Genomic DNA, 24,473 nt, shown 5'->3' with positions numbered 1-24,473 from the left:
TATGGTCGGAACTGGTCTTTCACTTGTGAGTCATGCCATCCCTACGCTGGATCGACCATGCCGCGCTTACCTCGCGTGGCGCAGAGCGGGCCGGCCTGGCCCAGGATGGCACCGGAGAGGGGGTGGCGTGGTGGACCTGCGCCAGATGCGTTATTTCGTGGCCGTGGCCGAGGAACGGCATTTCGGGAGGGCGGCCGAGCGGCTGCACATGGCCCAGCCGCCGCTCTCACAGCAGATCAAGCAGCTGGAGACCACCCTGGGCACCCAGCTCTTCGAGCGCACCACCCGCCGGGTGGACCTCACTGATGCCGGGCAGCTCATGTTGGACCGGACGCGGCAGATCCTGGCCGACGTCGACGCCCTGGCCAAGGATGTCCGCGAGGTCGGTGCCGGCGCCGCGGGCGTGCTGCGCGTCGGCTTCGTCGGCTCCGCCACCTATCGGGTCATGCCGGCCGTGGTGCAGTTGGCCCGGCGTGAGCTGCCCGGGGTCCGCCTGCACGTGATGGGGGAGATGCTGACCCCGCAGATCGAGCAGGGGCTGCTGGAGAACCGGCTCGACATCGCCGTCCTGCGTCCGCCCGTGCAGTCCCCCGAACTGTTGCTCGACGCCCTCGAGGGGGACAGCCTCGTGGTCGCCCTCCCGGCCCACCACCGGCTGGCCACGGGCGGAGGACCCGTGCCCCTGGCCGAGCTCGCGGGGGAGGACTTCGTGAGCTACCCGCAGGGTTCCGCCGTCGCCACCATCACGTCCGAGGCCTGCCGGCGGGCGGGGTTCCGCCCGCGCGTCGTGCAGGAGGCCACGGAGACCTCGACCTTGTTGGCCTTCGTGGGGGCCGGCATGGGGCTGGCCCTGGTGCCCGACGGCGCCCGGCGGGCCGCCGCGTCCCCCATCGCCTACCGCGAACTCGAGAATGCGCCCGAGATCGGCCTCGCCATCGCCTGGAAGCACGGCAGCCGCTCCGGACTCATCCCGCCCTTCCGGGCCCTCGCCCACCGCGCCGTCGGTGAGGTGCGCCACGGGCAGCCCAGCCTCGTCCACCCTCCGTCCCCTGACCAGCAGGAGCGTCCATGAAGATCACCGGCATCGAAGCCATTCCCTACGCCATCCCGTACACTCATCCGCTGACGTTCGCCTCCGGTTCCGTGGAGACCGCGGACCACGTGCTGGTGCGGATCCACACCGATGAGGGGGTCACCGGGGTGGCCGATGCCCCGCCGCGGCCCTACACCTACGGTGAGACGCAGGTGTCCATCAAGAACATCGTCGAGGACGTCTTCGCCCCGCAGATCATCGGGCTGGACCCCTTCGACCGGGAGAAGGTCCACGCCGTGATGCGCCGGACCATCCACAACCAGGTCGCCAAGGGCACCGTGGACATCGCCCTGTGGGACCTGGCCGGCAGGGCCCTGGGCCGGCCGGTGCACCAGCTGCTGGGTGGGTGGACCGATTCGATGCGGGTCTCCCACATGCTCGGCTTCAAGCCAGCCCAGGAACTGCTGGAGGAGGCGCTGCGGTTCGGCGAGGAGTACGGCATCACCACCTTCAAGCTGAAGGTCGGACGTCGCCCGCTGTCCCTGGACATCGAGGCTTGCCACGTGCTCCGCGAGGGCCTGGGGCCGGACGTGGAGCTCTACCTGGACGCCAATCGCGGCTGGACCGCCAACGAGGCTATGCAGGTGCTGCAGCAGACGGAGGGCCTCGGCCTGACCCTGCTGGAAGAGCCGTGCGACGCCAAGGAGGCCATGAGCCGCCGCCGCCTGGTGGAGAAGTCACCGATCCCCGTGGTGGGGGACGAGTCCGTGCCCACGGCCGGCGACGCCTCCCGTGAGCTGCTCTCGGGTGGGTGCAACGCGATCTGCATCAAGACCGCCCGGTCCGGGTTCACCGAGGCCACCGAGATCCTTGGTCTCTGCACCGGACTGGGGGTGGACGTGACCATGGGCAACCAGATCGACACCCAGATCGGCTCACTCGCCACCGTGACTTTCGGCGCGGCCCACGAGGCGAGCAGCCGCCGGGCCGGGGAGCTGTCCAACTTCCTGGACATGGCGGATGACCTGCTGGCCGAGCCGATCGCCATCGCGGACGGACGCATCTCCGTGCGGGACGCGCCGGGCGTCGGTGCGGAGATCGACGGCGAGAAGCTGTCGAGGTACCGCACCGACCGCTGAGGTCAGCTGCCGCTCACGAGCGGCCGGATGCCGCACAGGCGCATGGCCTGGCCGTAGGTCTCGACCATCTGGTCCTCAAGCTCCTCCGGCGTGAACTTCCGGTTGGCGCTCTGGGTGTGCAGCGCTGGGGCGTTGAAGACCTTGATGGCCTTCGCGGCGAGCGCCGAACCGCCGATGGTGGAGGAGAACGCCTTGATAAGCTTCTGCGACTCGCCACCGTGGGCGATGATGGCCACCACGCGGGGGACGCGCTTGAGGAAGCGGTTGAAGGGTTTCACTCCCGTGGCGATCCGCTCCTTCGTGAGGTTCAGGGCGTAGTCCTCCTGGGTCCAGGGGTGGACCAGCCAGGGGATGGTGTACTTCGGGTCCAGGCCCGCCGAGGAGAAGACGCGGAGCAGTCGCTCGGAAGCGTCGTCGTCGTTCTCATGGGAGAGGAAGCCGGACGCGGTGCCGGGTCCGGGGGCGGAGGTGAGGACCAGGATACGGGCTTCATCCACGTCCAGGGCGGGGTCCACGTAGGGGATGGGGCCCTTGTCCGTGTCCTCCAGGGAATCGCAGAGCTGGGTGATCGGTTCGATGTTCTCGCAGTGAAGGCGGTCTTGGCTTTCGGAGACGTAGGCGGGATCGGACATTCGGCGCATGGGTGCTGTCCCTCAGTGTTGATGTGTGGTGCTCCGGTCAGTTCAGACCGGCCTGCTGCCCCCAGTCTACGAGGCGGTCCTCACCCGCACGGAGGACCACTCCTCGGACAGCGGGATGTTGGCGTTCAGTGAGTGCCCACGGGCCTCGACATCCTTCCAGATGGTGTCCCGGTTGATGTCCGATCGGCCACCCTTCGGATAGCCGATCCACAGCACCCGGGCCCCGAGTGCCGGCTCCAGCCAATCGTCCAGCACCCCGTCCAGGGACCGCTGGTCCTGGGCGAAGAGCACGACGGCGGTGGCCTCCGTGATCTCGTCCGTCAGCCGCACGCCCTCCGGCAGGGGATCCAGGAGCGCATGCAGGCCCTGGTGGCCGCCGGCCAGGTGCAGGGTGTCGGTGGGCTTGATGAAGAGCTTCTGCGCGGTGGTCTTCTGGGGCGCGGCGGGGGCGGCAGGCGCGGTAGAGGCGGCGGGGGTGGCGGGCTGTTCCGGGGTCGTGGCCATGGCACCATTCTGCCCCCACCGTGACGGGGGAACGACGTCGGCCCGGCATCTTCCACAGGATTTCCGGGGAAGGTGCCGGGTCGGCTTCAAAGTCCGTGGAGCCCGTCATCTCCAGTGGCCGGGACCGCGGTCCCCTGCCGCTCGCCTATGCTGCTGTGGTCATCATGCGGAGGGGCACGCACAGAGGACTCGATGGTCATGGCTGGTTTGTGGGCAAGGTCATCAGTGACCGCCAAGGTGATCACCGGGGTGGCCGTGGTGGTCGTGGCGGCAGGCGCCACCGGCGTCGCGGTGGCGCAATCTGGTGGTTCGGACGGCCGCGACCGGGCGACCGTGGTCCGGGTGATCGACGGTGACACCATCGACGCGGAGGTCAACGGAGAGGTTCAACGTGTCCGGCTGTTGAATGTGGATACGCCGGAGACCAAGCACCCGGAGAAGCCCGTTCAGTGCCTGGGCCCGGAAGCCACAGCATTCCTGGAGGAATTGCTGGCCCCGGGTGAAGAGATCGATCTCGTCTATGACGTCGAGCGCACTGACCGGTATGACCGAACCTTGGCCGGTGTCTACAAGGACGATTCGCTGGTGAATGCGGACCTGGCCGAAGCCGGACTGGGTGTGGCCGTCCTGTACGAGCCGAATGATCGCTTCTATTCGGAGGTTCTCGAGGCGCAGCAGCGCGCCGAGGAGGCCGGCGAGGGCCTGCACGACCCGGCCGTTGAGTGCACCATCCCAGCCCTGGCCGAGGCCCTTCCACCCTTGGAAGATCTGCCTGCGGCCATCCCCGCAGACGCCGCCGGAGTGGCCGCGGCGCTCGCAGCGGCTGCCCCGGTGATCGCCGCCGGTGAGGCCTTGGGATCTGCTCTGGATCTGGTCGAGTCCGGTAGCCATGTGGTTCTCTCCAAGGCCTATGGTGATCTGGCGCTGACATTGCGGAAGAGAAGCGATGTGGCATTGCCGGCCGCGGTGGCCTATCAACAGGACCTGCTGGCCAAGGAGACGGAACTGGTGGAGGCCGCCCGGGTGGCTGCAGAGCAGAAGGCAGCGGAGGAGAAGTTGGCTGCCGAGGAGGCCGCCGCGGAGAAGAAGGCGGCGGAGGAGCGAGAGGCTGCGGAGCAGAAGGCCGCGGAGGAACGAGCGGCTGAAGAAGCTCGTCAAGCGGAACAGGCTCGCGAGGCAGAAGCTGAGCGGCAGGCAGACAGAGCCCGCGAACAAGAGGAAGCTCGCCAGGCAGAGCGCAACCGTTCGAATGAGAGGCAGCAGGAGGCTCCACGCCGTCAGCAGCCGTCGAATAGTGGGTACGGAACGGACGCTGACTTCCCGGGCTACACGGGGCCCCGCTGCTATGCCCCGGGTGGGCAGTTCTACAAGCCCTGCTGAAAACACGCGTTCTGTGGGACAGGGATAAGTAGTCGTCTCTGGCCGCCCCAAAAGTAGGGAACGACGCCGGCCCGGCACCTGGGTGCGATGGTTCGCATCAGGTGCCGGGCCGGCGTCGGGCTCGGTGTGTTCCGCCGGGCCTGATGCGCTCGGGCCGAGCGGGCACTACGACCGGGGCCGTGGCTGAGGCCGGGTGCCTGGACGGGTCAGTACTTGATGTGCTGGCCGCCGTCGATCGGGATGACGGTGCCGTTGATGAATCCGGCGTTGTTGAAGAAGCCGTCGATCGCGCCGAACGTCGCCACGTGCTGATCCACGTAGTGCTGGACCTGCTCCTCGTCGGTGACGTTGGCGGTGACCAGGAGGATCGGGGCGTCTGGCACCGTCTGGAGGATCTGCTCCTGGGTGGCCGTCAGCCCGTCCTCGTTGAGGTCCACCAGGGTCTGGCGGCCGCCCTGCTGGGCGATCGTGAGGGCGGCTGCGGCGCCGAGGCCGGATCCGGCGCCGATGTCAGCCGCCGGGTATCAGCCCGCGCGGTCCGCCGGGCCGTAGGTCAGGCGCAACATGCGGCCCTGAGCCTCGAGCTTGTCCCGCATCTCCTTGGCCTTGTGCACCCTGACGGTGTCCCGTGGAGGCAACTGGATGGCCACCTCGGCCGGTATTCCGGCCAGCAACTGCCGGGCCCTGGCCACCTCGGCGTCCACGTACGCGCCGAACAAGAGCACGATGTTGAAGACCCACAATACGACCAGCAGGGCCATGACCGTGCCGATGGCGCCGTAGGAGCTGTACCCGGCGAACTGGCTCAGGTAGATGGACAGGGCCACCGCGGCGAAGCCGATCCCGAGGATGGCGAGGACCGAACCACTGCGCAACCAGCCCGACTTGGGCTTCCTCACGTTGGGGGTGACCAGGTAGAGCACCGCGATCATGCAGATCATCAGCACCAGAACGAAGGGCCACCTCAACCACGCCCACAGCGGTAGGAACGTCTCCGTGAGGAAGGTCAGGGTGTCGGTCAGCCCGAGGGGATCTGCGATCGGACCGAGCACGCCGTTGACGAGCGACTGGTTCAGGGCCAGAGACACCAAGATCAGCACGACGCCGATGAGCAGGACCAGTGTCGTCAGGAGCATCGTAGCGATCTGCCGAACGAACCCGCGGCCCTCCTGGACCCCGTAGACGGTGTTCATACACCGGGAGAAGGCCCTGACATAGATCGAGGCCGACCATAGCGCGGTGGCGATGCCGATGGCGAGCGCGATGGCACCGCCCGAGGAGGCGCTGATGATCGTGTCCACCAAGTCGACGACGAGTCCTCGGTAGTCGGTGGGCACGTACTCGACGACCACGTCGTTCACCAACTGCTGCACCGTCTCGGCGTTGTTCGCCAGGACGAGCGAGATGATGGAGAAGACCGCCAGAAGTGCCGGGGCCAGGGAGAGCACCATGAAGTAGGTCAGCGTGGCGGACAGGTCTATGCCCCCGGTGGCGACGAACTCCTTGATGGCACGGGTGAAGGCGTACTTCCGTCCCGGTCCGTTGAGCCGGCCGGGGGAGGGCGGCCGGCCTCCGTGGTGCCGTTCCGACCGGTCCGCCGCTGCCAGGGTCGCCTCAATGGGGTCTGTGATGGGCACGTCGGGGGTCCTCTCCTCGTCCACGCCCTCTGGCCGTGGCCTCGTCGCGACCGTGGGCCCGTGACGCCCGGAGCTCCCCGGTCCTGTACCCGAGACTATCGCCGTGCCTCGGCAGCGTGACTGCCGTGGAGAGGCTGACGCGCCCGGATGCCGCCCCGTCAGCGCCGGTCGACGATCAAGACCCTCGCCCGGACGCTGTGTCGCTGTAGGCGAGGCGCAATATGCGGCCCTCGGCTTCCAGCTTGTCCCGGCCTTCCCTCAACTTCTCCACCTTGGAGATGTCCCGCGGGGGGAGCTGGATCATCTCCTCCGCCTGGATGCCGGCCTGCAGCTGCCGGGCGCGTTCGACCTCGGCATCGATCTCCGCGCCGAGCAGCAGGACGATGTTGAAGATCCACAGGGCGAACAGCAGCGCCATCACGGTGCCGATCGCGCCGTAGGAGCTGTAACCGGCGAACTGCGAGAGATAGATGGACAGGGCCACGCCCGCAATGGCGATGCCGATGATCGCTACGACCGAGCCGATACCGACCCAGGTGAACTTGGGCTGCTTCACGTTGGGCGTGAAGTAGTACAGCACGGCGATCATGGCGATGATGAGGGCCAGGATGACCGGCCACTTGACCCAGACCCAGATCGGCAGGAACGTCTCGGACAGGAAGGTCAGGGTGCCTCCCATCCCGAGGGGTTCGGCGATCGGGCCCAGGACCCCTTCGACCAGCGCTTGGTTCAACGCGAGCGAGACCAGGATGAGCACCACGCCGACGATCAGGGCGAGGGTGACCAGCAACATGGTCCCGAGCTGCTTCACCAGGCCGCGGCCCTCCTCCACCCCGTAGATGGCGTTCATGGAGCGCGAGAAGGCCTTGACGTAGGCAGAAGCCGACCACAGGGCGGTGGCGATACCGATGATCAAGGCGATGATGCCCCCGGTGGAGGAACTGATCATCGTGTCCACGAGATCGACCACGAGGCTCTGGTAGTCGGCCGGTACGTACTGCTTGACCACGTCATCCGCCAGGGTGGTGACCGTGTCGGCGTTGTTGGCGAGCACCAGCGTGATGATCGAGAAGATGGCTAGCAGGGCCGGCGCCAGGGACAGCACCATGAAGTAGGTCAGCCGGGCGGCCAGGTCGGTGCCGCTGTCGGTGCCGAACTCCTTGAGAGCACGCTTGAAGGCGTACTTCCAGCTCGCGCCCTTGAGCTTGGGCGGGTCATCGGGTTTCTCGCCGTGATCCGGAGACGGTGCGTCCGCCGCCTCGAGCGTGGCGTCAATGGGATCTTTGATGGGCACGATCTTGTCCTCTCGTCTGCGGTCCGGCCTGTCTGACTGCCATCCTGTCCTGTTCGCGGCGGATCTGAAAGCACCGCATCGCGACGAGTCACCGACGCTACAGTCGAGGTGTTGTCTCCTGGGGAAAGGAAGGTCGCGTGGCCGGATCGCTGACAGTGCGTCAAGGAGCCCTGGCCGGCCACTTGACCGCGACCGCGGGGTTCGTGGACGGGCTCGCCTTCATCCACCTCGGCGGTTACTTCGTCTCCTTCATGTCCGGCAACTCCACCCGGGCCGGGGCGGACCTGGCCGCGGGGGACCTGCTGGGCTGGGTGAAGGCCATGGGGCTGGTGCTCTTCTTCGTGGTCGGCGTCGTGGCGTCATCCCTGGCCGTGCATGTGCGGACCTCCCGGTCTGGGCGCACCCCGCCTTACGGTCCGCGCTCCACCGCGGTGTGGGTGTCCCTCATCCTCCTGCTGTCCGCTGCCGTCTGCGCCTCGGCCCCCGTGCTGCAGATCGCCGTCGCGCCCGCCGTCGCGGCCAGCATGGGGGCAGTCAACGGCACGTTCACCCGTGGTGGGGAGGTCACCGTGGGGCTGACCTACATGACGGGGACTCTGGTCAAGATGGGACAGCACCTGGCCCACGCGGTCACCGGGGGCAACCGCACCATCTGGTTGCGATACCTGGTGTTGTGGTGCGCCATCGCCGTGGGAGCCATCGCGGGGGCTGTGGCTTACCAGGTGCTGGGGCTGGGCGCGTTGTGGATCGCCGTCCTCCTGCTGCTCGTTCCGGCGGTGGTCTTGAGCCTTCGGGGGCCGCGCGCCGCCTGGTCCTCCCAGACCTGAGGCCGCGCCTTCCCCTCCGCACGTCAGGCGTCGGTTAGGTTCGATGCATGATCAAGTACCTGGGCTCCAAGCGGTTGTTGGTGCCCGTGCTGGGTGCCATGGCGTCAGCGGCCGGTGCCCGCACCGCCGTCGACCTCTTCTCCGGCACCACCCGGGTGGCCCAGGAATTCAAGCGCCGAGGCATCCACACCACGGCCTCGGACCGGGCCACCTACACCGGCGTGCTCGCCGGCTGCTACATCGCCACCGACGCGCGGTCCACAGACCGCGCGGAGCTCGCCGAGATCCTGGTGGACCTTCAGGGCACGACGCCGGCCCGCGGCTATGTGACGGCGACGTTCTGCGAGCAGGCACGCTACTTCCAACCCCAGAACGGCATGCGGATCGACGCGATCCGCCAGCGCATCGAGGAGGAGTATGCCGGCACCCCCTGGTATCCGATCCTGCTGACCTCCCTGCTGGAAGCCGCTGATCGCGTGGATTCCACCACGGGCATCCAGATGGCCTACCTGAAGTCCTGGGCCCGGCGTTCGGGGCGGGACCTGGAACTGCGGATGCCTGCGTTGCTGGACGGGCCGGGGGCCGTGGTGGTCGGGGACGTGATGGACACGGTGGACACCCTGCCGCCGGCCGACCTCTACTACGTGGACCCGCCCTACAACCAGCACCGCTACTACGCCAACTACCACGTGTGGGAGACCTTGGTCCGCTGGGACGAGCCGGAGCACTACGGGGTGGCCTGCAAGCGGGTGGACGTCCGTGACGAGGACACCCGCAGCGTCTTCAACTCCAAGCGCACGATGCCGGCGGCGCTCGCGGACGTGCTCACCCGGATCCGGTCCGAGGTGGTCGTCGTGTCCTACAACGACGAATCATGGATCACCGCAGACGCCATGGAGCAGTCCCTGCGGGAGGCCGGCCATGAGACGGTGGCCGTGCTGGGCTTCGACTCGAAGCGGTACGTCGGGGCGAGCATCGGCATCCACTCGCCCACGGGGGAGAAGGTGGGAAAGGTGTCCCACCTGCGCAACACGGAGCTGGTCTTCGTGGCCGGGCCGGCCGAGAAGGTCGAGGCGGCGCAGGCCGCGGCCGGCAGCAGTTCGACCACAAGAGACCTGAGAGACAGGAGTGACCGTGTCCACGCCATATGAGATCGAGATGGACCTGCGCTGGTCCGACCAAGACGCGCAGGGCCACGTCAACAATGCCAAGATCGTGACTCTGGCTGAGGAGGCGCGGATCCGGTTCCACGCGTTTCTGAAGTCCCAGCGCCAGGACAGTGGCGAGGGCGGCAGCATCGTCGTGGCCCGCCAGGAGATCGACTACCACGCCGAGACCCGGTACGCCCCCGCCATCACCCTGCAGGTGTCCGTGGTGAGGATCGGCACCAAGTCGTACACGCTGCGCCAACAGGGGATCCAGGACGGGCGTCCGGTCTTCACGGTGGACTCCATCCTGGTCTGGCTGGACGGATCCAGCGCCTCCCGGGCGCTGACCGAGGCCGAGCGCGCGGAACTGGAGGCGTGGTCGCTGCCGGAAGGTGAGTCGTAGGCCACAGCGCCCGCCTCCGGGGAATACCGCTCACGGCACCCACGGTTATGCACTCCTGGTGTCCCCTCCTGATGAGGGTGCGGCGCCGACGCCGATCCGAGGGAGAGAGACCGTGCTGAACACCGAGTCCACCCCGATGGAGCCCGTGGACCCGAAGGCGCTGGACCAGCTATTCCACGACGCCCGGACCGCCAACACGTTCTCAGATGAGCCGGTCTCCGCGGATACCCTCCAGGCGATCTACGAGCTCACCAGGATGGGCCCGACCATGATGAACCTGCAGTCGCTGCGTATCACCTGGGTCCAGTCCGAGGACCAGCGGGCCCGGCTGGTGGCCCACGCCGGTGGCAACAACGGCGGCAAGGCCGCGACCGCCCCCGCGGTGGCCGTCTTGTCCTGGGACTCAGATTGGCACGAGAATTTCCCCATGTTCTACCCGCACGCCCCGGAACGCAAGGAGTTGTTCGACGGCGACGCCGACTCCCGCGCGCTGATCGCACGCCAGAACGCCTGGCTGGCCGGCGGCTACTTCACGCTCGCCGTCCGGGCCCAGGGTCTGGCCGCCGGCCCCATGACCGGCTGGGACTTCGCCGGGGTGGATGCCGACTTCAACGCCGGCACCACCTGGAACGCCTTCATGGTGGTCAACGTCGGCAAGCCCGGCGTGGATGCCTGGTTCCCACGACTGCCCCGCCTGGACGAGGAGCTTGCGGTCAAGACCGTCTGATCGCCCGCCTGGCATTCAAAAAAAGCGGCCCGTCCCTCCGAGGTCATCGAAGGGACGGGCCGATTTGCGTGAGCGGGTGAGGGGTGGCGGGTCGACAGGCCGGTTCAGTAGTTCGAGGGCGGGTCCGACGCAGGAAAGGACTCGTTCTCCCATTCCTCGGCCAGTTCCTCATCGTGGCGGTGTGCGGCCGTCTCCACAGGGTCGTCGGCGACGGGCGGTTCGGCCAGGGCCTCGTCCCCCGAGAGTTGAGGTTGCGGCTCGTCGAGGCGGTCTTCCTCAGGCATTTCCGGATTCACGTGGTCCATGGCGACTCTTTCATCCGACGGTAGGGAACCCCAGTGTGGCAACCCTGCAGGGTGCGGGCAAGTGTGCGGTCCGCCGCTCACTGTCCAGGGCGCCCAGGGTGCGGTCGCCGGAGGGTCCTGGGGGCCCGGGCGAGCTGTCCGTGGGACCCGTGGGACGGCCCCGCAGGGGACTCAGCGCGGCGGCATCTGCTGCAACGACCAGGTGTTGCCATCCGGATCAGCGAAGTACACGAACCGGCCCCAGTCCTGTTCGTCCACGCCGCTGCACTCCACCCCGCGGCCGGACAGTTCAGCGAGGGCGGCATCCGCGTCGTCGATCACCATCTGTACGCCTTTTTGCGAACCCGGAGCCATCTCGGTGATGCCCACGCCCAAGACCACCGAGCAGGCCGATCCCGGCGGGGTGAGCTGGACGAAACGCAGCTCGGGGGAGAGGACGTAGTCGTGGTCGGCGTGGAAACCGACCTGGTCTACGTAGAAGGATTTCGCCCGGTCCACGTCGGTGACCGGGATCGCCACCAGTTCGATCCTCATGTCCATGGAGCCACGGTAGAACCGCGGCGGTGCCGGGACCAGGTCCTGGCACCGCCGCGATCGGATCTCAGACAGTGGTGCCCGCCAGTGCTTGGCGTGCCGGAGCCTGGGCCGAGAGGAACCTCTGGTAGGCCGGCAGCGTCAGGAAGTCGGGGTATTCCTCAGCCAGGGCGGAGCCGGAGAAGACCTCCAGAGCGTCGTCGAAGCGGTCGCCCTCGGCGCGATCAATGCGACCGAACTCCTCGTCCATCAGCTCCTGGACCCACTCGCGGGTCACGGTGCGGGTGCCGCCCCCGGTCAGCTCGGCGGAAGACCCGGCGTTGATCCACTGCCAGATCTGGGATCGGGAGATCTCCGCGGTGGCGGCGTCCTCCATGAGGTTGTGGATGGCGGCGGCGCCGTTGCCCCGCAGCCAGGATTCCACATAGCGGATGCCGACCTCGATGTTCATCCGTACGCCTGCTTCCGTGATGGACCCCGGGGTCTCGGATACGGCCAGCAGGGCTGCGGCGTCGGGCGTCACGTCCTCGCGGCGGTTGGCACGGATCTGGTTCTGGCGGTCGGCCAGGACCGCGTCGAAGACCTCCATGGCCACCGGCACCAGGTCCGGGTGGGCCACCCAGGACCCGTCGAAGCCATCGCCGGCTTCGCGGGTCTTGTCCGCACGGACCTTCTCCAGCGCGGTGGCGTTGGCCTCGGGATCGCGGCGGTTCGGGATGAAGGCCGCCATGCCGCCGATCGCCGAGGCGCCGCGCCGGTGGCAGGCGCGCACGAGCTGATCGGTGTAGGCCCGCATCATCGGGGCGGTCATGGTCACGTCGGCACGGTCAGGCAGCACGAACTGATCGCCGCGGTCCCGGAAGTTCTTGATGATGGAGAAGATGTAGTCCCACCGCCCGGCGTTCAGGCCCGCGGCATGGTTGCGCAGCTGGTAGAGGATCTCCTCCATCTCGAAGGCCGCGGTGATCGTCTCGATCAGCACGGTGGCGCGCACGGTGCCCTGCGGGATCCCGAGGTGGTCCTGGGCCACCACGAAGATGCAGTTCCACAGGCGGGCCTCGAGGTGGTTCTCGGTCTTCGGCAGGTAGAAGTATGGTCCGCGGCCGCGGCGCAGCAGTTCCTTGGCGTTGTGGAAGAAGTACAGGCCGAAGTCCACCAGGGCGCCGGCCATCGGCTCGCCGTCCACCACCAGGTGGTCCTCGTCCAGGTGCCAGCCGCGGGGCCGGACGATGATGGTCGGGCGGTCCACGAGCTGCACGCCGCCGAGCGCGTAGTCCTTGCCCTCGGGGGAGGTGAAGTCGATCTGGCGGCGGATGGCATCCCGCAGGTTCACCTGACCGTTCAGCATGTTCTCCCAGGACGGTGAGGAGGAGTCCTCGAAGTCGGCCAGCCAGCACTTGGCACCGGAGTTCATCGCGTTGATGGTCATCTTCCGGTCTACCGGCCCGGTGATCTCCACGCGGCGGTCCTTCAGGCCCGGCGCGAGCGGGGCCACGCGCCAGGAGCCGTCCTCGCGGATGGTGCGGGTCTCCGGCAGGAAGTCCAGGGTGGCTCCGTCGGAGATCCGCTGGCGGGTCTCCTCCCGCTTGGTCAGCAGCTCGCGGCGGCGGCCGTTGAACTGCCGGTGCAGGGTGGCCAGGAAGTCGAGGGCGTCGGGGGTGAGGATCTCCTCCTGCCCGGGCAGGTGCGGTCCGGTGATCGTCACGCCGTTGAGGGTGATGGGCTGGTCGGTGGGGTACATGGGAGCCTCCTGAAGGAAGTCGTCCGCGGCGGCCGCACTGGCGGTGACGCGGTGCGCGTTGAAAAACGCGCGGTGTCGAAAAAGTCGGTGGAAGAGCCCCAGTGGTGTGTGCGGGGTGAAAATAGGGCCCGACGCCGGCCGTCCGGTCGGGAGCCGGCGTCGGGAAGTGCTGTGCTTCGGTGAAGCGGGGCGGGCAACGCCCGGACCATGTGGGTCCGGGCGCCACCCGCTTCTAACCTGGCCGGGACTAGGCCCGGGGCGGGCCGATCAGAACTGGCCGGCCTCCGTGGACCCGCTGAGGGCCAGGGTGGAGGCGTCCGGGTTGAGGGCGGTGGAGATGGCATCGAAGTAGCCGGTGCCGACCTCGCGCTGGTGCTTGGTGGCGGTGTAGCCGCGGGCCTCGTCGGCGAACTCGCGCTCCTGGAGCTCCACGTAGGCGGACATCTGGCGCTCCTGGTAGCCCTTGGCCAGATCGAACATGGAGTGGTTCAGGGCGTGGAATCCGGCCAGGGTGATGAACTGGAAGGTGTAGCCCATGGCACCGAGTTCGCGCTGGAACTTGGCGATGGTGGCATCGTCCAGGTTCTTCCTCCAGTTGAAGGACGGCGAGCAGTTGTAGGAGAGCATCTGGTCCGGGAACTCGGACTTGACGGCCTCGGCGAACTGCTTGGCCAGCTCCAGGTCCGGGGTGCCGGTCTCCATCCAGATGAGGTCGGAGTACGGGGCATAGGCCTTGGCGCGGGCGATGCAGGGCTCGATCCCGTTGCGGACCTTGTAGAAGCCCTCGGCGGTGCGCTCGCCCGTGATGAAGTCAGAATCGCGCTCGTCCACATCGGAGGTGATCAGGGTGGCGGCCTCGGCATCGGTGCGGGCGATGACCACGGAGGGGACATCGGCGACGTCGGCCGCGAGGCGCGCGGCGTTCAGCGTGCGGATGTGCTGGCCGGTCGGGATGAGGACCTTGCCGCCCAAGTGGCCGCACTTCTTCTCGGAGGCCAGCTGGTCCTCCCAGTGCACGCCGGAGGCGCCCGAGGAGATCATGGACTTCATCAGCTCGTAGGCGTTCAGCGGACCGCCGAAGCCGGCCTCGGCATCGGCGACGATCGGGACCAGGTAGTCGTCCACAGTCTGGACTCCCTCGGCGAACTCGATCTGGTCGGCGCGCATCAGTGCGTTGTTGATGCGGCGGACGACCTGCGGGACCGAGTTGGCCGGGTACAGGGACTGGTCCGGGTAGGTGTGGCCGGAGAGGTTGGCGTCGGCGGCGACCTGCCAGCCGGAGAGGTAGATGGCGCGCAGCCCGGCCTTGACCTGCTGGACGGCCTGGTTGCCGGTGAGGGCGCCCAGGGCGTTGGTGTAGGAACCCTCGGCGTGCTCACTGGTCAGCTGCTCCCACAGCTTCTCCGAGCCGCGGCGGGCCAGCGTGTGCTCCTCCTGGACGCGGCCGCGGAGCTTGACGACGTCTTCGGCGGTGTAGGTACGCTCAGTGGTGGCCCAGCGGGAGTTGTGGTCCCAGTCGTGCTGGATCTGCTCGGCGCTGGCCGGGGTGTGCTGGGTGTTCTGCTCGGTCATGGCAGTCTCCTTCGGGGGTCTGCGCGGCGTCCTGACTGGTCACCGCGCCCACCGTGATGGTGCTGATCTGGGATCTCGAAGTGATGTGTATCGCTTCGTTGAGATCCAGTCTTGACGCTCCGAGGGTGATTTCGGTGGGAATCCCAGAGAAAATAGCCATCATTTGTAGCTTTGGTCAGAAAGTTCGGTCTTTGACGCTTGAAATGCCATGGGGTAGGGAGCCTGGCTGGTCGATACGAAATCGAGGATCTTCTTGACCCGTGGCGACCAGGGTCACTCCCCGGTCGGCGGCCATCCTGCGGCCAGTTCCAGGGCGTACGTCTCCGCATCGGCGAATCCGATGACCTGGCGGGGTGATCCGGCGACGACGGTGGGCTGGACCGCTTCGAATGTCCCCGCGGGTGCCAGGGCCTCGGCCACTGATCGGGCCGGGAGCAGGGTCCGGAACTGTGCCCAGGTCGGCGGCATCAGCCGGTGCCGGCCGGCCTGGAAGTCGGCCAGGGCCTCGGCCGCCGTCGTCCACCGGCTGGCGATGCCCTCAAAGGACAGTGTTCCCGGCAGCTGGCCGTCCGGCAGGGCGGCGGCGAAGAAATACGTGTCGTACCGTCGCGGCGGGCCCTCGGGGGTGATCCACCGGGAGAGGGGTCGCAGGCCGTGGACGTCGGGCCGCAGTCCGTGCTCGGACAACAGGCCGCCGAAGTCCAGCTCGAGTCGTTCGACGCGCTCGCGGGTGTCGGTCGGCAGGGTCGTCAGCAGCTCGGGGCCCACCGGGGTGTCGTCCCGGTGCCGGGCCAGCAGGATGCCGGTCTCCTCGAAGGTCTCCCGCACGACGCCGGCCAGCACCTTTCCGGCCCCGTCCGGTTCCAGTCCTAGTAGTCGCCCCCAGGCGGGCAGGTCCGTCCCGTCCCAGAGGGATGGGTCCAGATCGTCCGAGTCATCGATGCGTCCGCCCGGAAAGGCCGAGACGCCGGCGCTGAAGTCCAGGGCCGTTGAGCGGGTGATGGTGAAGATCTCCGGAGCACGACCGTCTGGTGCATCGCGGAGCAACAGGACGGTCGCCGCCTGCGGGACGGGCTGGACTGGGGGAGAGGTCATGCCGATGCTCCATTGGAGTCGAGGGAGATGGTGTGCCGGTGTCGGATGCGGTGCCGGTCCGGTTGGTGGTGCCCCTGGCCGGTGACGGCGTTCCTATCCGGTCAGGGAGCGAAGGGCCATGCCGGCCAGGATATCCTCGGCGCGCTGGCCGTCCGCGGCCCCGGGAGCGTGGAGTGGCGCCGAGTCGGCGCTGTGGGGCGTGGAGTTCACCAAGCCGAAGGTGCCCAACAGGCGGACCTGGCGCTCGCCGTCGTCGAGCTCGGGGCGCAGCGAAGCAAGCACTCCGTCCCAGAGCTGGACGTACTCGCGCTGCAGTCGGCGCACGGTCTGGTTGTCCTGGGGGGCCAGGGAGGGCAGTTCGCGGTCCTGGATGCGGATGACATCCGGGTCCGTGGTGGCGAAGTCCAGGTGGAAGCGGACCAGCCGTTCCAGGGTCTCGGCGGGCTCGGCTGCCCTGTCGGCGGCCCCCGCCTCCGCCAGGATGGCCCGGCAACCTGCCAGGAGCCGTTCGGAGGCGTCCACGAGGATCTCGGCCAGCAGGGCGTCCTTGCTGGCAAAGTGTTTGTAGAGCGCGGGCCCGCTCATGCCCACCGCCTCGCCCAGCTCCGTGGTGGAGACCGCCGCGAAGCCGCGCTCGGAGAAGAGCCGTGCCGCCGACTCCATCAGGGCCGTGCGGCGATTCGCCTTCTGGGTGGCCCGCCAGGTTGCCGTCATCGTGCCCCTTCCCGTGGTTGCTGGAGTTCTTGCTGCCGGATGCCATCCAGCATAGACAACTTCGGTTACTGAGCGATAACCTATTTCTAGTTACTGATTGCTAACCCAAAGGACGGCACTGCCGATGTCAGCGACGTATGAAGACCTGATCGCCGAGCTCCGCGAGCGGCGCACCACCGCGGCGCTCGGCGGGCCGGAGAGATCACGGGAGAAGCACACCGCCCGGGGCAAGATGCTGGCCCGGGATCGCGTGGACACCCTCTTAGACGAGGGCAGCCCCTTCCTCGAGGTGGCCCCGCTGGCCGGCTACGACCTCTACGACGGGGCCGCCCCCGCGGCAGGCGTGGTGGCCGGCATCGGGCTGGTCGAGGGCCGGCAGGTGATGGTGGTGGCCAACGACGCCACGGTGAAAGGGGGCACCTACTACCCGATCACCGTCAAGAAGCACCTGAGGGCTCAGGAGATCGCGGCCGAGAACCGGCTTCCCTGCATCTACCTCGTCGACTCCGGCGGTGCCTTCCTGCCGATGCAGGATGAGGTCTTCCCGGACCGGGACCACTTCGGCCGCATCTTCTACAACCAGGCGCGGATGTCCCGGGACGGCATCCCCCAGATCGCCGCCGTCATGGGATCCTCCACCGCCGGTGGCGCTTATGTGCCGGCGATGAGCGATGAGACCGTGATCGTGCGGAACCAAGGCACCATCTTCCTTGGGGGACCGCCGCTCGTGAAGGCGGCCACGGGCGAGATCGTCACGGCCGAAGACCTGGGTGGTGGCGAGGTGCACTCCACGGTCTCCGGCGTGACCGACCACCTGGCCGAGAACGACGAGCACGCCCTGCAGATCGTCCGGGACATCGTGGCCACGCTGGAGTCGACGCCGTCGCTGCCCTACGTGCCGGCCGACGTCGTGGACCCGGAACAGTCCCCCGAGACCCTCATCGACGTGGTCCCGGTCTCGCTGACCACCCCCTACGACGCCCGCGAGATCATCGCCCGGACGATCGACTCCGGCAGTTTCCACGAGTTCAAGTCCACGTACGGCACCACCCTGGTCACCGGTTTCGCCCGGATCCATGGCCACCGCGTGGGCATCCTGGCCAACAACGGCGTGCTGTTCGCCGAGTCGGCCCTCAAGGGCGCCCACTTCATCGAGCTGTGTGAGCAACGGGGCATCCCGCTGCTGTTCCTGCAGAACATCACCGGGTTCATGGTGGGCCGCGAGTACGAGGCCGGGGGCATCGCCAAGCACGGCGCCAAGATGGTCAACGCCGTGGCCACCGCGTCCGTGCCCAAGCTGACTGTCGTCGTCGGCGGTTCCTTCGGAGCCGGCACCTATTCGATGTGCGGGCGGGCTTACTCGCCGCGCTTCCTGTGGCTGTGGCCGAATGCCCGCGTCTCCGTGATGGGCGGTCCCCAGGCGGCCTCCGTCCTGTCCACGGTGCGCCGTGACCAGATCGAGGCCGACGGCGGCACCTGGAGCCCGGAGGAGCAGGCCGCGTTCGAGGCGCCGACCCGGGAGCAGTACGAGCACCAGGGCAGCCCCTACTACTCGACCGCCCGGCTCTGGGACGACGGCATCATCGAGCCGGCGCAGACCCGCGACGTGCTGGGGCTGGCCCTGGACGTCGTCATGCGCGAGCCCTCGGACCGCACCGCACACAGACCCGCCGGCCAGACGACCCAGACGTCCTCCTTCGGCGTCTTCAGGATGTGAGCGCCGTGCCCCCGACAGCCACTCCGACAGCGACCCAGACAGGCCCCCCGACCATGTTCAAGACCGTCCTCATCGCCAACCGCGGCGAGATTGCCTGCCGGGTGATCCGCACCCTGCGCTCGATGGGCATCCGCTCCGTGGCGGTGTATTCCGACGCCGACGCCGGCGCGCGTCACGTCCGGTTGGCTGACGCCGCCGTCCGCCTGGGCCCGGCCCCGGCGGCCCAGTCCTATCTGGACATCGACGCCGTCCTGGACGCCGCCCGCTCGACCGGTGCCGAGGCCATCCATCCCGGCTACGGCTTCCTCGCCGAGAACGCCGGATTCGCCCAGGCCTGTGACGAGGCCGGCATCGCCTTCATCGGCCCGTCGGCCGAGTCGATCCGGGTGATGGGGGACAAGATCACCGCGAAGAACGCCGTCGAGGCGCGCGGCGTGCCGACCGTCCCGGGCATCGCGAAGGCGGGAATGGACAATGACGCCCTCGCCGCGGCCGCCGCCGGCATCGGCTACCCCTTGCTGATCAAGCCCTCCGCCGGGGGCGGCGGCAAGGGCATGCACGTGGTGGAGTCCGAGGATCAGCTCGCGGGTTCCTTGGAGGCCGCTCGGCGCGAGGCTGCTGCGAGCTTCGGCGATGACACCCTGTTCATCGAGCGCTACCTCACCACCCCGCGGCACATCGAGGTGCAGGTCCTGGCCGACGCCCACGGCAACGTCATCCACCTCGGGGAACGCGAGTGCTCGCTGCAGCGCCGCCACCAGAAGGTCATCGAGGAGGCGCCCTCACCGCTGCTGGACGAGGCCACCCGCGCCCGGATCGGTGAGGCCGCCTGCGAGACGGCGCGCTCCGTGGGCTACCGCGGTGCCGGCACGGTCGAGTTCATTGTCCCGGCGGACGCCCCGGACGAGTTCTTCTTCATGGAGATGAACACGCGCCTGCAGGTCGAGCACCCGGTCACCGAGGAGGTCACCGGGGTCGACCTGGTGGAACAGCAGCTCCGGGTGGCCGCCGGCCAGCCTCTCGAGCTGGGACAGGACGACATCGTCCTGGACGGCCATTCGATCGAGACCCGCATCTACGCTGAGGACCCCGCCGCCGGCTTCCTGCCGACCGGAGGGTTGGTGGAGCACGTGCGCCACCCCGAGGGCGAGGGCATCCGGGTGGACACTGCACTGGAGGATGGCTTGACCGTCTCCATCGACTATGACCCGATGCTTGCCAAAGTCATCATCTGGGGCCGGGACCGTGAGGAGGCCCGGCGGCGGATGGTCGCCGCCCTGGAGAACACGGCGGTGGTCGGCTTCACGACCAACGTCGAGTTCCTGCGCGCGCTGCTGGAGCTGCCGGCCGTCATCGCCGGGGAGCTGGACACCGGCCTGATCGCCCGCGAGTTCGAGGCCCTCGAGTTCGCGACGCCGGGGGAGCGGGAGTTCCGGGAAGCCGCCCTGCTGATGGACGCAGCCCGGGGCTCGTCCGCCGACCCGTGGCAGCGCCGCGATGGCTGGCGCCTGGGATCCCCGGCGCCCCGGCGCTTCCCCTTGGTGGCGGCGGACGGCACCACCCGGACGGTCTTGCTCTCCGGCACCGTGGACGCCCCTGCCGTCGTCGCCGAAGGTGACGCCGGCGTCACCGCGGATGCCAACACCGAGGCCAACACCGGGCCCGACGTCGGCCGGTCCGGGTCCCTGCCCGCGCTCGTCAGGCGCCGGGGGCAGGAGGTCACCGTCACGATCGGTGGCGTCGGGCGCAGCTTCACGGCCGTCGTCGGCCCCGATGGGGTCCAGCTCACCCGCCGGGGCGCCTTGTTCGACATCCGGCGGGTGCGCGCGGACCACCGTGTCCACGGCGAGGCCGAGTCCACGCCGACCCTGACCTCCCCGATGCCGGGGACCGTCCTGGTCACCTCGGTCGATAACGGTGCCACCGTGGCCGAGGGGGACCCGGTGCTCGTGGTCGAGGCCATGAAGATGGAACACGTCATCCGCTCCACGGTGGCCGGCACGGTCGCCCTGCACGCCGCCGTGGGAGACGCCGTCTCCCGTGGGCAGGTGCTCGCGGTGGTCACCCCGGAGGCCACCGAGGGCACCGACGGCGGGGACGGGTCTGACGCGGGCAGTGCGCACACGGAGAACCCGGAAAGCCCGGAGAAGGAAGGGAGCGTCGCGTGAGTGAGAAGCGCATCGTCCAGCGGGGACTGTACTTCGATGAGATGGAGGAGGGGGCCATCTACGTCCACAGCCCTGGCCGCACGGTGACCGAGGCGGACAACGTCCTGTTCACCACCCAGACCATGAACACCCAGTCCCTGCATCTGGATGCGGCATGGTCCGCGGACACCGAGTTCGGCGAGCCGCTGGTCAACAGCATGTTCACCCTCTCCACGCTGGTTGGACTGTCCGTGGCGCAGCTGACCCAGGGGACCATCGTGGCCAACCTCGGCTTCAGCGAGGTGACGTTCCCGGCGCCCATGCGGCACGGGGACACGCTGTACGCCGAGACCCTGATCCTCGGGAAGCGGCGCTCTCGGTCCCGCCCGCACCAGGGGATCGTGGAGTTCAAGCACACGGCCCGCAATCAGGACGGGGTGGTGGTGGCCGTGGCGCAGCGGTCCACTCTGATGCAGGTCTCCCCGGAGGCGCTGGCGGCGTCGGAGGGAGCGAAAGCGGGCGGCGCGGGGCCGGCGTCGGGCGGTGCGGCATGAGCGGCACGAACGGCCACAGTGCCTTCACCTTCGGCCCATCCGTCCTCTTCTGCCCGGCCGACCGGCCGGAGCGGTACGCCAAGGCTGCCGCCGCGGCGGATGCCGTCATCCTCGACCTGGAGGATGCGGTCGCCCCGGCGGACAAGGCCGCGGCGCGGGAGCACGTGGTCGCGTCATCGCTGGACCCGGCCACGACCATCGTGCGGGTCAACCCGGTCGGCGGCGAGACGGCCCGGGAACATGAACTGGACCTGGCCGCCCTGGCCGGCGGTCCCTACCCGGTGCTCATGGTCGCGAAGGTCGAGGACCCGGCCCAGCTGGATCACCTTCAGGAGGCGGGTTGCTCCGTCATCGCGCTCTGCGAGACTGCCGCCGGAGTGGAGAGGGCGTTCGAGATCGCCCGGCACCCGGCCGTCATCGCGTTGATGTGGGGGGCCGAGGACCTGGTGGCGTCCATGGCCGGCCAGTCCAGCCGTTTCGCCGGCGGCCCGCGCGCCGGGCAGTACCGCGAGGTGGCCCGTTACGCCCGGTCACGCGTCCTGGTGGCCGCCAACGCCGCCGGCAAGGTCGCGGTGGACACGGTGTTCATGGACATCGGAGACCTGGACGGGCTGCGGGCCGAGGCCGAGGATGCGGCGGCGTCCGGCTTCGCCGCTACCGCCTGCATCCACCCCTCCCAGACAGCCGTGATCCGGGAGGCCTACGCGCCGAGTGCCGAGGAATCCGAGTGGGCGCGTGCCGTGCTGGCCGAGGCCGAGGTGCAGCCGGGAGTCTTCCGGTTCCGCGGGCGCATGGTGGATGAGCCGATCCTGCGGCAGGCGCGTCGGATCGTGGGGTGAATCCCGCGCGCGCGGACACCACGGCGGCTCGGATCCTGCTGGGACCCGGGCCGCCGTCCAGGGTCAGCGCAGCAGCGCGTCGGTGTACTCGATCGCCGCAGACCCGTCAGCGGCCACGGCTGGCGCGGCGCCGCCGTCGGGGTGGACCTCGGCCTCTCGCCGTCGCAGTTCAACGCGGCGGATCTTGCCGGAGATGGTCTTGGGCAGATCATGGAACTCAAGACGGCGGATGCGCTTGTAGGGGGCCAGATGCTCCCGGCAGTGCTGGAGGATGGCGCGAGCCGTCTCCTCGTTCGGCTCCCAGCCCTCGGCCAGGCGCACGTAGGCCTTGGGCACGGCCAGCCGGAGCGGGTCCGGGGACGGCACCACGGCGACCTCCGCCACCGCCGGATGCTCGATCACCGCGGACTCGAGCTCGAAGGGGGAGAGGCGGTAGTCGGAGGCCTTGAAGACATCGTCATTTCGGCCGACGTAGGTGATGATCCCGTCGGCGTCCCGGCTGACGATGTCGCCCGTGTGGTAGACGCCACCGCGGAAGGCCTCTGCCGTGCGTTCGGGGTCTCCCCAATACCCGACGGTCAATCCGACCGGCCGTGGTTCCAGCCGGAGGCATAGTTCGCCGGTGTCCGTCGCCACGTCACCCGTGTCCGGGTCGATGAGGACGACGTCGTAGCCAGGAAGCGGGCGTCCCATGGCGCCGGGCCGGACAGGCTGTCCCGGGGTGTTGGCGACCTGCAGGGTGGACTCGGTCTGACCGAATCCATCGCGGATCTGGGTGCCCCAGGCCTTCTCGACCTGGGCGATGACCTCGGGGTTCAGCGGTTCGCCTGCCGCCACCACCTTGGTGGGAGGGGTCTTGAGCTGGGTGAGATCGGCCTGGATCAGCATCCTCCAGACGGTGGGCGGTGCGCAGAAGCTGGTGACGCCCTCCTTCTCCATCTGACTCATGAGCGCAGAGGCGTCGAACCGGCCGTAGTTGTAGAGGAACACCGTGGCCTCGGCGATGAAGGGGGCGAAGAAATTGGACCAGGCATGCTTCGCCCACCCAGGGGAGGCCACGTTCAGGTGCACGTCGCCAGGTTCGAGACCGATCCAGTACATCGTGGACAGGTGGCCCACCGGGTAGGACGTGTGGGTGTGCTCCACGAGTTTGGCCTTCGACGTGGTGCCGGAGGTGAAGTAGAGCAGCAGCGTCTCGTCGGCGGCCGTGGGGCTCTCGAGGTGGAACTGTGTGGGCGCCGTGAAGGAATCGGCCCAGTCGTGGACCGCGCGCCGAGTGGACGAGCCGTCACCTCGTGCGCCGATCTGGATGATCTGAAACTCACCCGGGACCTCATCGAACTTGGGCGTCTCGGCGCCGGTGGTGACCACCCAGGATGCCTCGCCACGCTCAATCCGGTCCGCCAGGTCGGAGGCTCCGAGCATCACGGTCGACGGGATCACCGGGGCACCCAGGCGGAAGCACGCCAGCATCACCTCCCAGAGCTCGATCTGGTTACCCAGCATCACGATGACCCGGTCGCCACGCTGGACGCCGAGGGTCGTGAGCCATGCGGCGACCTGATGAGAGCGCTCAGAGAGATCCCGGTAGCTGCGCCGTTCCGAGGTGCCGTCCTCCTCGACGATCACCACGGCCGGCTGACCGGCGCGGGCTCCTGAGGCAATATCATCGATCCAGTCGGCCGCGAAGTTGAACTTCTCGAAACGTGGCCAGGTGAACGTTGCGTTGGCCTGCTCCGGATCAGTTCGGCAGGCCAGGAGCTGGTCACGGGCCTGCCGGAAGGTATCGGCGGCGGACTGCGTCATGGGGACCTCTCTCAGTTACGGGCTGATGTGTGACGCCAGACTACTGATGTGGTGACGTCTCCCACAGGCGGATCTGCGTGGCACGCTCGCTGCGGGGCCCACAGAGCGGGTTGGTCCTGCTATCGCACTCGGGGGCCCATGATGCCGCAGACCGGGGCGGGCCAGGAGTAGCGTGCGTGATCGTCGGCGAGGAGGCGGTCGTAGGCCGCAGCGATGTCGTCGGGAAATTCCACGCCGCGCCGGCTGTCCAGGTCAACGTGGACCAGGACGGTTTCGAAGATGCAGGCCAGCAGACCTTTTTCACGGTCCATGATCAGGGCGACCAGGTGGCAGACCTTGGAGCTGCGCTCCAGGACTCGGACATGGGCGGTGATGGGCGTACCGAGGCGCATCTCCTGCAGGTAGGTCAGGTGCTGCTCTGCCGTGAACAGGCCCATGCGGCGGCTCGCCCGGTAGTCGTCGTCGATGCCCAGGTTTCGGATGACCTGGTCCGTCGACAAGCCGCCGAGGTCCAGATAGTGACGGATGTTCATGTGTCCGTTCATGTCGATCCAGTCCTGAGGGACCTCGTCGGTCCACGAGACCGGAATCTGGAGGACCTCGTCGGTGCTCGGAACGGCGTTGACAACGGCCATGAAGGGACTCCTCGGCATAGAGGCGAGCGACGGGAGGAGCCGCACGTGCAGGTTGATCAGGCCGATCCAGGCTGGTCCGGA

The 24,473-nt window shown here is 68.4% G+C and carries 24 protein-coding genes; 11 read left to right on the top strand and 13 right to left on the bottom strand.

The window, feature by feature from the left end; translation table 11 throughout:
- Positions 1–127: 127 nt before the first annotated feature.
- Complete coding sequence (locus AB0333_RS06950; protein ID WP_366217932.1) at positions 128–1,072, top strand: LysR substrate-binding domain-containing protein; 945 nt, start codon at positions 128–130, stop codon at positions 1,070–1,072.
- A complete protein-coding gene (locus tag AB0333_RS06945) occupies positions 1,069–2,172 on the top strand; it encodes an enolase C-terminal domain-like protein (protein ID WP_366217931.1) in 1,104 nt (367 codons plus the stop codon). The genes AB0333_RS06950 and AB0333_RS06945 overlap by 4 nt, the downstream gene beginning before the upstream one ends.
- 2 nt (positions 2,173–2,174) lie before the next feature.
- Here AB0333_RS06945 and AB0333_RS06940 read toward each other — a convergent pair whose 3' ends face one another.
- A complete protein-coding gene (locus tag AB0333_RS06940) occupies positions 2,175–2,813 on the bottom strand; it encodes a hypothetical protein (protein ID WP_366217930.1) in 639 nt (212 codons plus the stop codon).
- Between the two features lie 66 nt (positions 2,814–2,879).
- Positions 2,880–3,317 carry a DUF3052 domain-containing protein gene (locus AB0333_RS06935; RefSeq protein WP_366217929.1) on the bottom strand — a complete coding sequence of 146 codons (438 nt, stop codon included), beginning with the start codon at positions 3,315–3,317 and terminating at the stop codon, positions 2,880–2,882.
- 225 nt (positions 3,318–3,542) lie between these two features.
- Between AB0333_RS06935 and AB0333_RS06930 the strand changes: the two genes are divergently transcribed.
- On the top strand, positions 3,543–4,697 hold the full coding sequence (locus AB0333_RS06930) for a thermonuclease family protein (RefSeq protein ID WP_366217928.1): 1,155 nt from the start codon (positions 3,543–3,545) through the stop codon (positions 4,695–4,697).
- 206 nt (positions 4,698–4,903) lie between these two features.
- Here AB0333_RS06930 and AB0333_RS06925 read toward each other — a convergent pair whose 3' ends face one another.
- The 3 genes from AB0333_RS06925 to AB0333_RS06915 form a co-directional block, all read right to left on the bottom strand.
- Positions 4,904–5,206: an SDR family NAD(P)-dependent oxidoreductase gene (locus AB0333_RS06925; RefSeq protein WP_366218109.1), complete on the bottom strand. Its 303-nt coding sequence runs from the start codon at positions 5,204–5,206 to the stop codon at positions 4,904–4,906.
- 15 nt (positions 5,207–5,221) lie between these two features.
- Complete coding sequence (locus tag AB0333_RS06920) at positions 5,222–6,334, bottom strand: YihY/virulence factor BrkB family protein (RefSeq protein WP_366217927.1); 1,113 nt, start codon at positions 6,332–6,334, stop codon at positions 5,222–5,224.
- 175 nt (positions 6,335–6,509) lie between these two features.
- Complete coding sequence (locus tag AB0333_RS06915; protein WP_366217926.1) at positions 6,510–7,628, bottom strand: YihY/virulence factor BrkB family protein; 1,119 nt, start codon at positions 7,626–7,628, stop codon at positions 6,510–6,512.
- Positions 7,629–7,765: 137 nt separating this feature from the next.
- Here AB0333_RS06915 and AB0333_RS06910 point away from each other — a divergent pair, with 137 nt between their 5' ends.
- The 4 genes from AB0333_RS06910 (at position 7,766) to AB0333_RS06895 (ending at position 10,733) form a co-directional block, all read left to right on the top strand.
- Positions 7,766–8,455 carry a DUF1275 family protein gene (locus AB0333_RS06910; RefSeq protein WP_366217925.1) on the top strand — a complete coding sequence of 230 codons (690 nt, stop codon included), beginning with the start codon at positions 7,766–7,768 and terminating at the stop codon, positions 8,453–8,455.
- Between the two features lie 47 nt (positions 8,456–8,502).
- Positions 8,503–9,606 (top strand): DNA adenine methylase, encoded by a 1,104-nt coding sequence (locus AB0333_RS06905; protein ID WP_366217924.1) that lies wholly within the window; start codon positions 8,503–8,505, stop codon positions 9,604–9,606.
- Complete coding sequence (locus tag AB0333_RS06900; RefSeq protein WP_366217923.1) at positions 9,590–10,006, top strand: acyl-CoA thioesterase; 417 nt, start codon at positions 9,590–9,592, stop codon at positions 10,004–10,006. The genes AB0333_RS06905 and AB0333_RS06900 overlap by 17 nt, the downstream gene beginning before the upstream one ends.
- 112 nt (positions 10,007–10,118) lie before the next feature.
- On the top strand, positions 10,119–10,733 hold the full coding sequence (locus AB0333_RS06895; RefSeq protein ID WP_366217922.1) for a malonic semialdehyde reductase: 615 nt from the start codon (positions 10,119–10,121) through the stop codon (positions 10,731–10,733).
- A gap of 104 nt (positions 10,734–10,837) precedes the next feature.
- Here AB0333_RS06895 and AB0333_RS06890 read toward each other — a convergent pair whose 3' ends face one another.
- The 6 genes from AB0333_RS06890 to AB0333_RS06865 all read right to left on the bottom strand — a co-directional run bounded on the left by AB0333_RS06890 (position 10,838) and on the right by AB0333_RS06865 (position 16,694).
- Positions 10,838–11,017 (bottom strand): hypothetical protein, encoded by a 180-nt coding sequence (locus AB0333_RS06890; protein ID WP_147301246.1) that lies wholly within the window; start codon positions 11,015–11,017, stop codon positions 10,838–10,840.
- 192 nt (positions 11,018–11,209) lie between these two features.
- Entirely contained in the window at positions 11,210–11,578 is a 369-nt protein-coding gene (locus AB0333_RS06885) for a glyoxalase superfamily protein (RefSeq protein WP_366217921.1), read from the bottom strand.
- 61 nt (positions 11,579–11,639) lie between these two features.
- The gene (gene aceB / locus AB0333_RS06880; protein WP_366217920.1) at positions 11,640–13,313 is read right to left on the bottom strand and encodes a malate synthase A; all 1,674 of its coding nucleotides are present in this window, start codon (positions 13,311–13,313) and stop codon (positions 11,640–11,642) included.
- A 267-nt stretch (positions 13,314–13,580) separates the two neighbouring features.
- The gene (gene aceA / locus AB0333_RS06875; protein ID WP_115932786.1) at positions 13,581–14,885 is read right to left on the bottom strand and encodes an isocitrate lyase; all 1,305 of its coding nucleotides are present in this window, start codon (positions 14,883–14,885) and stop codon (positions 13,581–13,583) included.
- A gap of 273 nt (positions 14,886–15,158) precedes the next feature.
- Complete coding sequence (locus tag AB0333_RS06870) at positions 15,159–15,980, bottom strand: NUDIX hydrolase (RefSeq protein WP_366217919.1); 822 nt, start codon at positions 15,978–15,980, stop codon at positions 15,159–15,161.
- Between the two features lie 93 nt (positions 15,981–16,073).
- Complete coding sequence (locus tag AB0333_RS06865) at positions 16,074–16,694, bottom strand: TetR/AcrR family transcriptional regulator (RefSeq protein WP_366217918.1); 621 nt, start codon at positions 16,692–16,694, stop codon at positions 16,074–16,076.
- A 124-nt stretch (positions 16,695–16,818) separates the two neighbouring features.
- Here AB0333_RS06865 and AB0333_RS06860 point away from each other — a divergent pair, with 124 nt between their 5' ends.
- From AB0333_RS06860 to AB0333_RS06845, 4 genes are read left to right on the top strand one after another with little or no spacing between them, the layout of a single operon-like run.
- On the top strand, positions 16,819–18,411 hold the full coding sequence (locus tag AB0333_RS06860) for a carboxyl transferase domain-containing protein (RefSeq protein WP_366217917.1): 1,593 nt from the start codon (positions 16,819–16,821) through the stop codon (positions 18,409–18,411).
- Between the two features lie 53 nt (positions 18,412–18,464).
- On the top strand, positions 18,465–20,579 hold the full coding sequence (locus AB0333_RS06855) for an acetyl/propionyl/methylcrotonyl-CoA carboxylase subunit alpha (protein ID WP_366217916.1): 2,115 nt from the start codon (positions 18,465–18,467) through the stop codon (positions 20,577–20,579).
- Entirely contained in the window at positions 20,576–21,112 is a 537-nt protein-coding gene (locus AB0333_RS06850; RefSeq protein ID WP_366217915.1) for a MaoC family dehydratase, read from the top strand. The genes AB0333_RS06855 and AB0333_RS06850 overlap by 4 nt, the downstream gene beginning before the upstream one ends.
- The gene (locus AB0333_RS06845) at positions 21,109–21,951 is read left to right on the top strand and encodes a CoA ester lyase (protein WP_366217914.1); all 843 of its coding nucleotides are present in this window, start codon (positions 21,109–21,111) and stop codon (positions 21,949–21,951) included. The genes AB0333_RS06850 and AB0333_RS06845 overlap by 4 nt, the downstream gene beginning before the upstream one ends.
- Before the next feature lie 63 nt (positions 21,952–22,014).
- On the opposite strand, the gene AB0333_RS06840 is transcribed toward AB0333_RS06845, so the two are convergent.
- Together AB0333_RS06840 and AB0333_RS06835 are read right to left on the bottom strand one after the other, a co-directional pair.
- Positions 22,015–23,757 carry an AMP-binding protein gene (locus AB0333_RS06840; RefSeq protein ID WP_366217913.1) on the bottom strand — a complete coding sequence of 581 codons (1,743 nt, stop codon included), beginning with the start codon at positions 23,755–23,757 and terminating at the stop codon, positions 22,015–22,017.
- 119 nt (positions 23,758–23,876) lie between these two features.
- On the bottom strand, positions 23,877–24,392 hold the full coding sequence (locus AB0333_RS06835) for a thioesterase family protein (RefSeq protein WP_366217912.1): 516 nt from the start codon (positions 24,390–24,392) through the stop codon (positions 23,877–23,879).
- Positions 24,393–24,473: the final 81 nt, after the last annotated feature.

Source organism: Citricoccus sp. NPDC079358 (assembly GCF_040702545.1).
In the GTDB taxonomy this organism is placed as follows: Bacteria; Actinomycetota; Actinomycetes; order Actinomycetales; family Micrococcaceae; genus Citricoccus.
Note: the sequence above shows the minus strand (reverse complement) of the source record. Positions and strands in the feature narration are given on the sequence as shown.

What these genes read in the sequence shown, in the direction of transcription:
- aceB (WP_366217920.1), bottom strand. Translation starts at nt 13,313, where the DNA reads ATGTACCCCACCGACCAGCCCATCACCCTCAACGGCGTGACGATCACC.
- AB0333_RS06840 (WP_366217913.1), bottom strand. Translation starts at nt 23,757, where the DNA reads ATGACGCAGTCCGCCGCCGATACCTTCCGGCAGGCCCGTGACCAGCTC.
- AB0333_RS06865 (WP_366217918.1), bottom strand. Translation starts at nt 16,694, where the DNA reads ATGACGGCAACCTGGCGGGCCACCCAGAAGGCGAATCGCCGCACGGCC.
- AB0333_RS06845 (WP_366217914.1), top strand. Translation starts at nt 21,109, where the DNA reads ATGAGCGGCACGAACGGCCACAGTGCCTTCACCTTCGGCCCATCCGTC.
- AB0333_RS06940 (WP_366217930.1), bottom strand. Translation starts at nt 2,813, where the DNA reads ATGCGCCGAATGTCCGATCCCGCCTACGTCTCCGAAAGCCAAGACCGC.
- AB0333_RS06870 (WP_366217919.1), bottom strand. Translation starts at nt 15,980, where the DNA reads ATGACCTCTCCCCCAGTCCAGCCCGTCCCGCAGGCGGCGACCGTCCTG.
- AB0333_RS06885 (WP_366217921.1), bottom strand. Translation starts at nt 11,578, where the DNA reads ATGGACATGAGGATCGAACTGGTGGCGATCCCGGTCACCGACGTGGAC.
- aceA (WP_115932786.1), bottom strand. Translation starts at nt 14,885, where the DNA reads ATGACCGAGCAGAACACCCAGCACACCCCGGCCAGCGCCGAGCAGATC.
- AB0333_RS06890 (WP_147301246.1), bottom strand. Translation starts at nt 11,017, where the DNA reads ATGCCTGAGGAAGACCGCCTCGACGAGCCGCAACCTCAACTCTCGGGG.
- AB0333_RS06855 (WP_366217916.1), top strand. Translation starts at nt 18,465, where the DNA reads ATGTTCAAGACCGTCCTCATCGCCAACCGCGGCGAGATTGCCTGCCGG.
- AB0333_RS06860 (WP_366217917.1), top strand. Translation starts at nt 16,819, where the DNA reads ATGTCAGCGACGTATGAAGACCTGATCGCCGAGCTCCGCGAGCGGCGC.
- AB0333_RS06905 (WP_366217924.1), top strand. Translation starts at nt 8,503, where the DNA reads ATGATCAAGTACCTGGGCTCCAAGCGGTTGTTGGTGCCCGTGCTGGGT.
- AB0333_RS06935 (WP_366217929.1), bottom strand. Translation starts at nt 3,317, where the DNA reads ATGGCCACGACCCCGGAACAGCCCGCCACCCCCGCCGCCTCTACCGCG.
- AB0333_RS06835 (WP_366217912.1), bottom strand. Translation starts at nt 24,392, where the DNA reads ATGGCCGTTGTCAACGCCGTTCCGAGCACCGACGAGGTCCTCCAGATT.
- AB0333_RS06945 (WP_366217931.1), top strand. Translation starts at nt 1,069, where the DNA reads ATGAAGATCACCGGCATCGAAGCCATTCCCTACGCCATCCCGTACACT.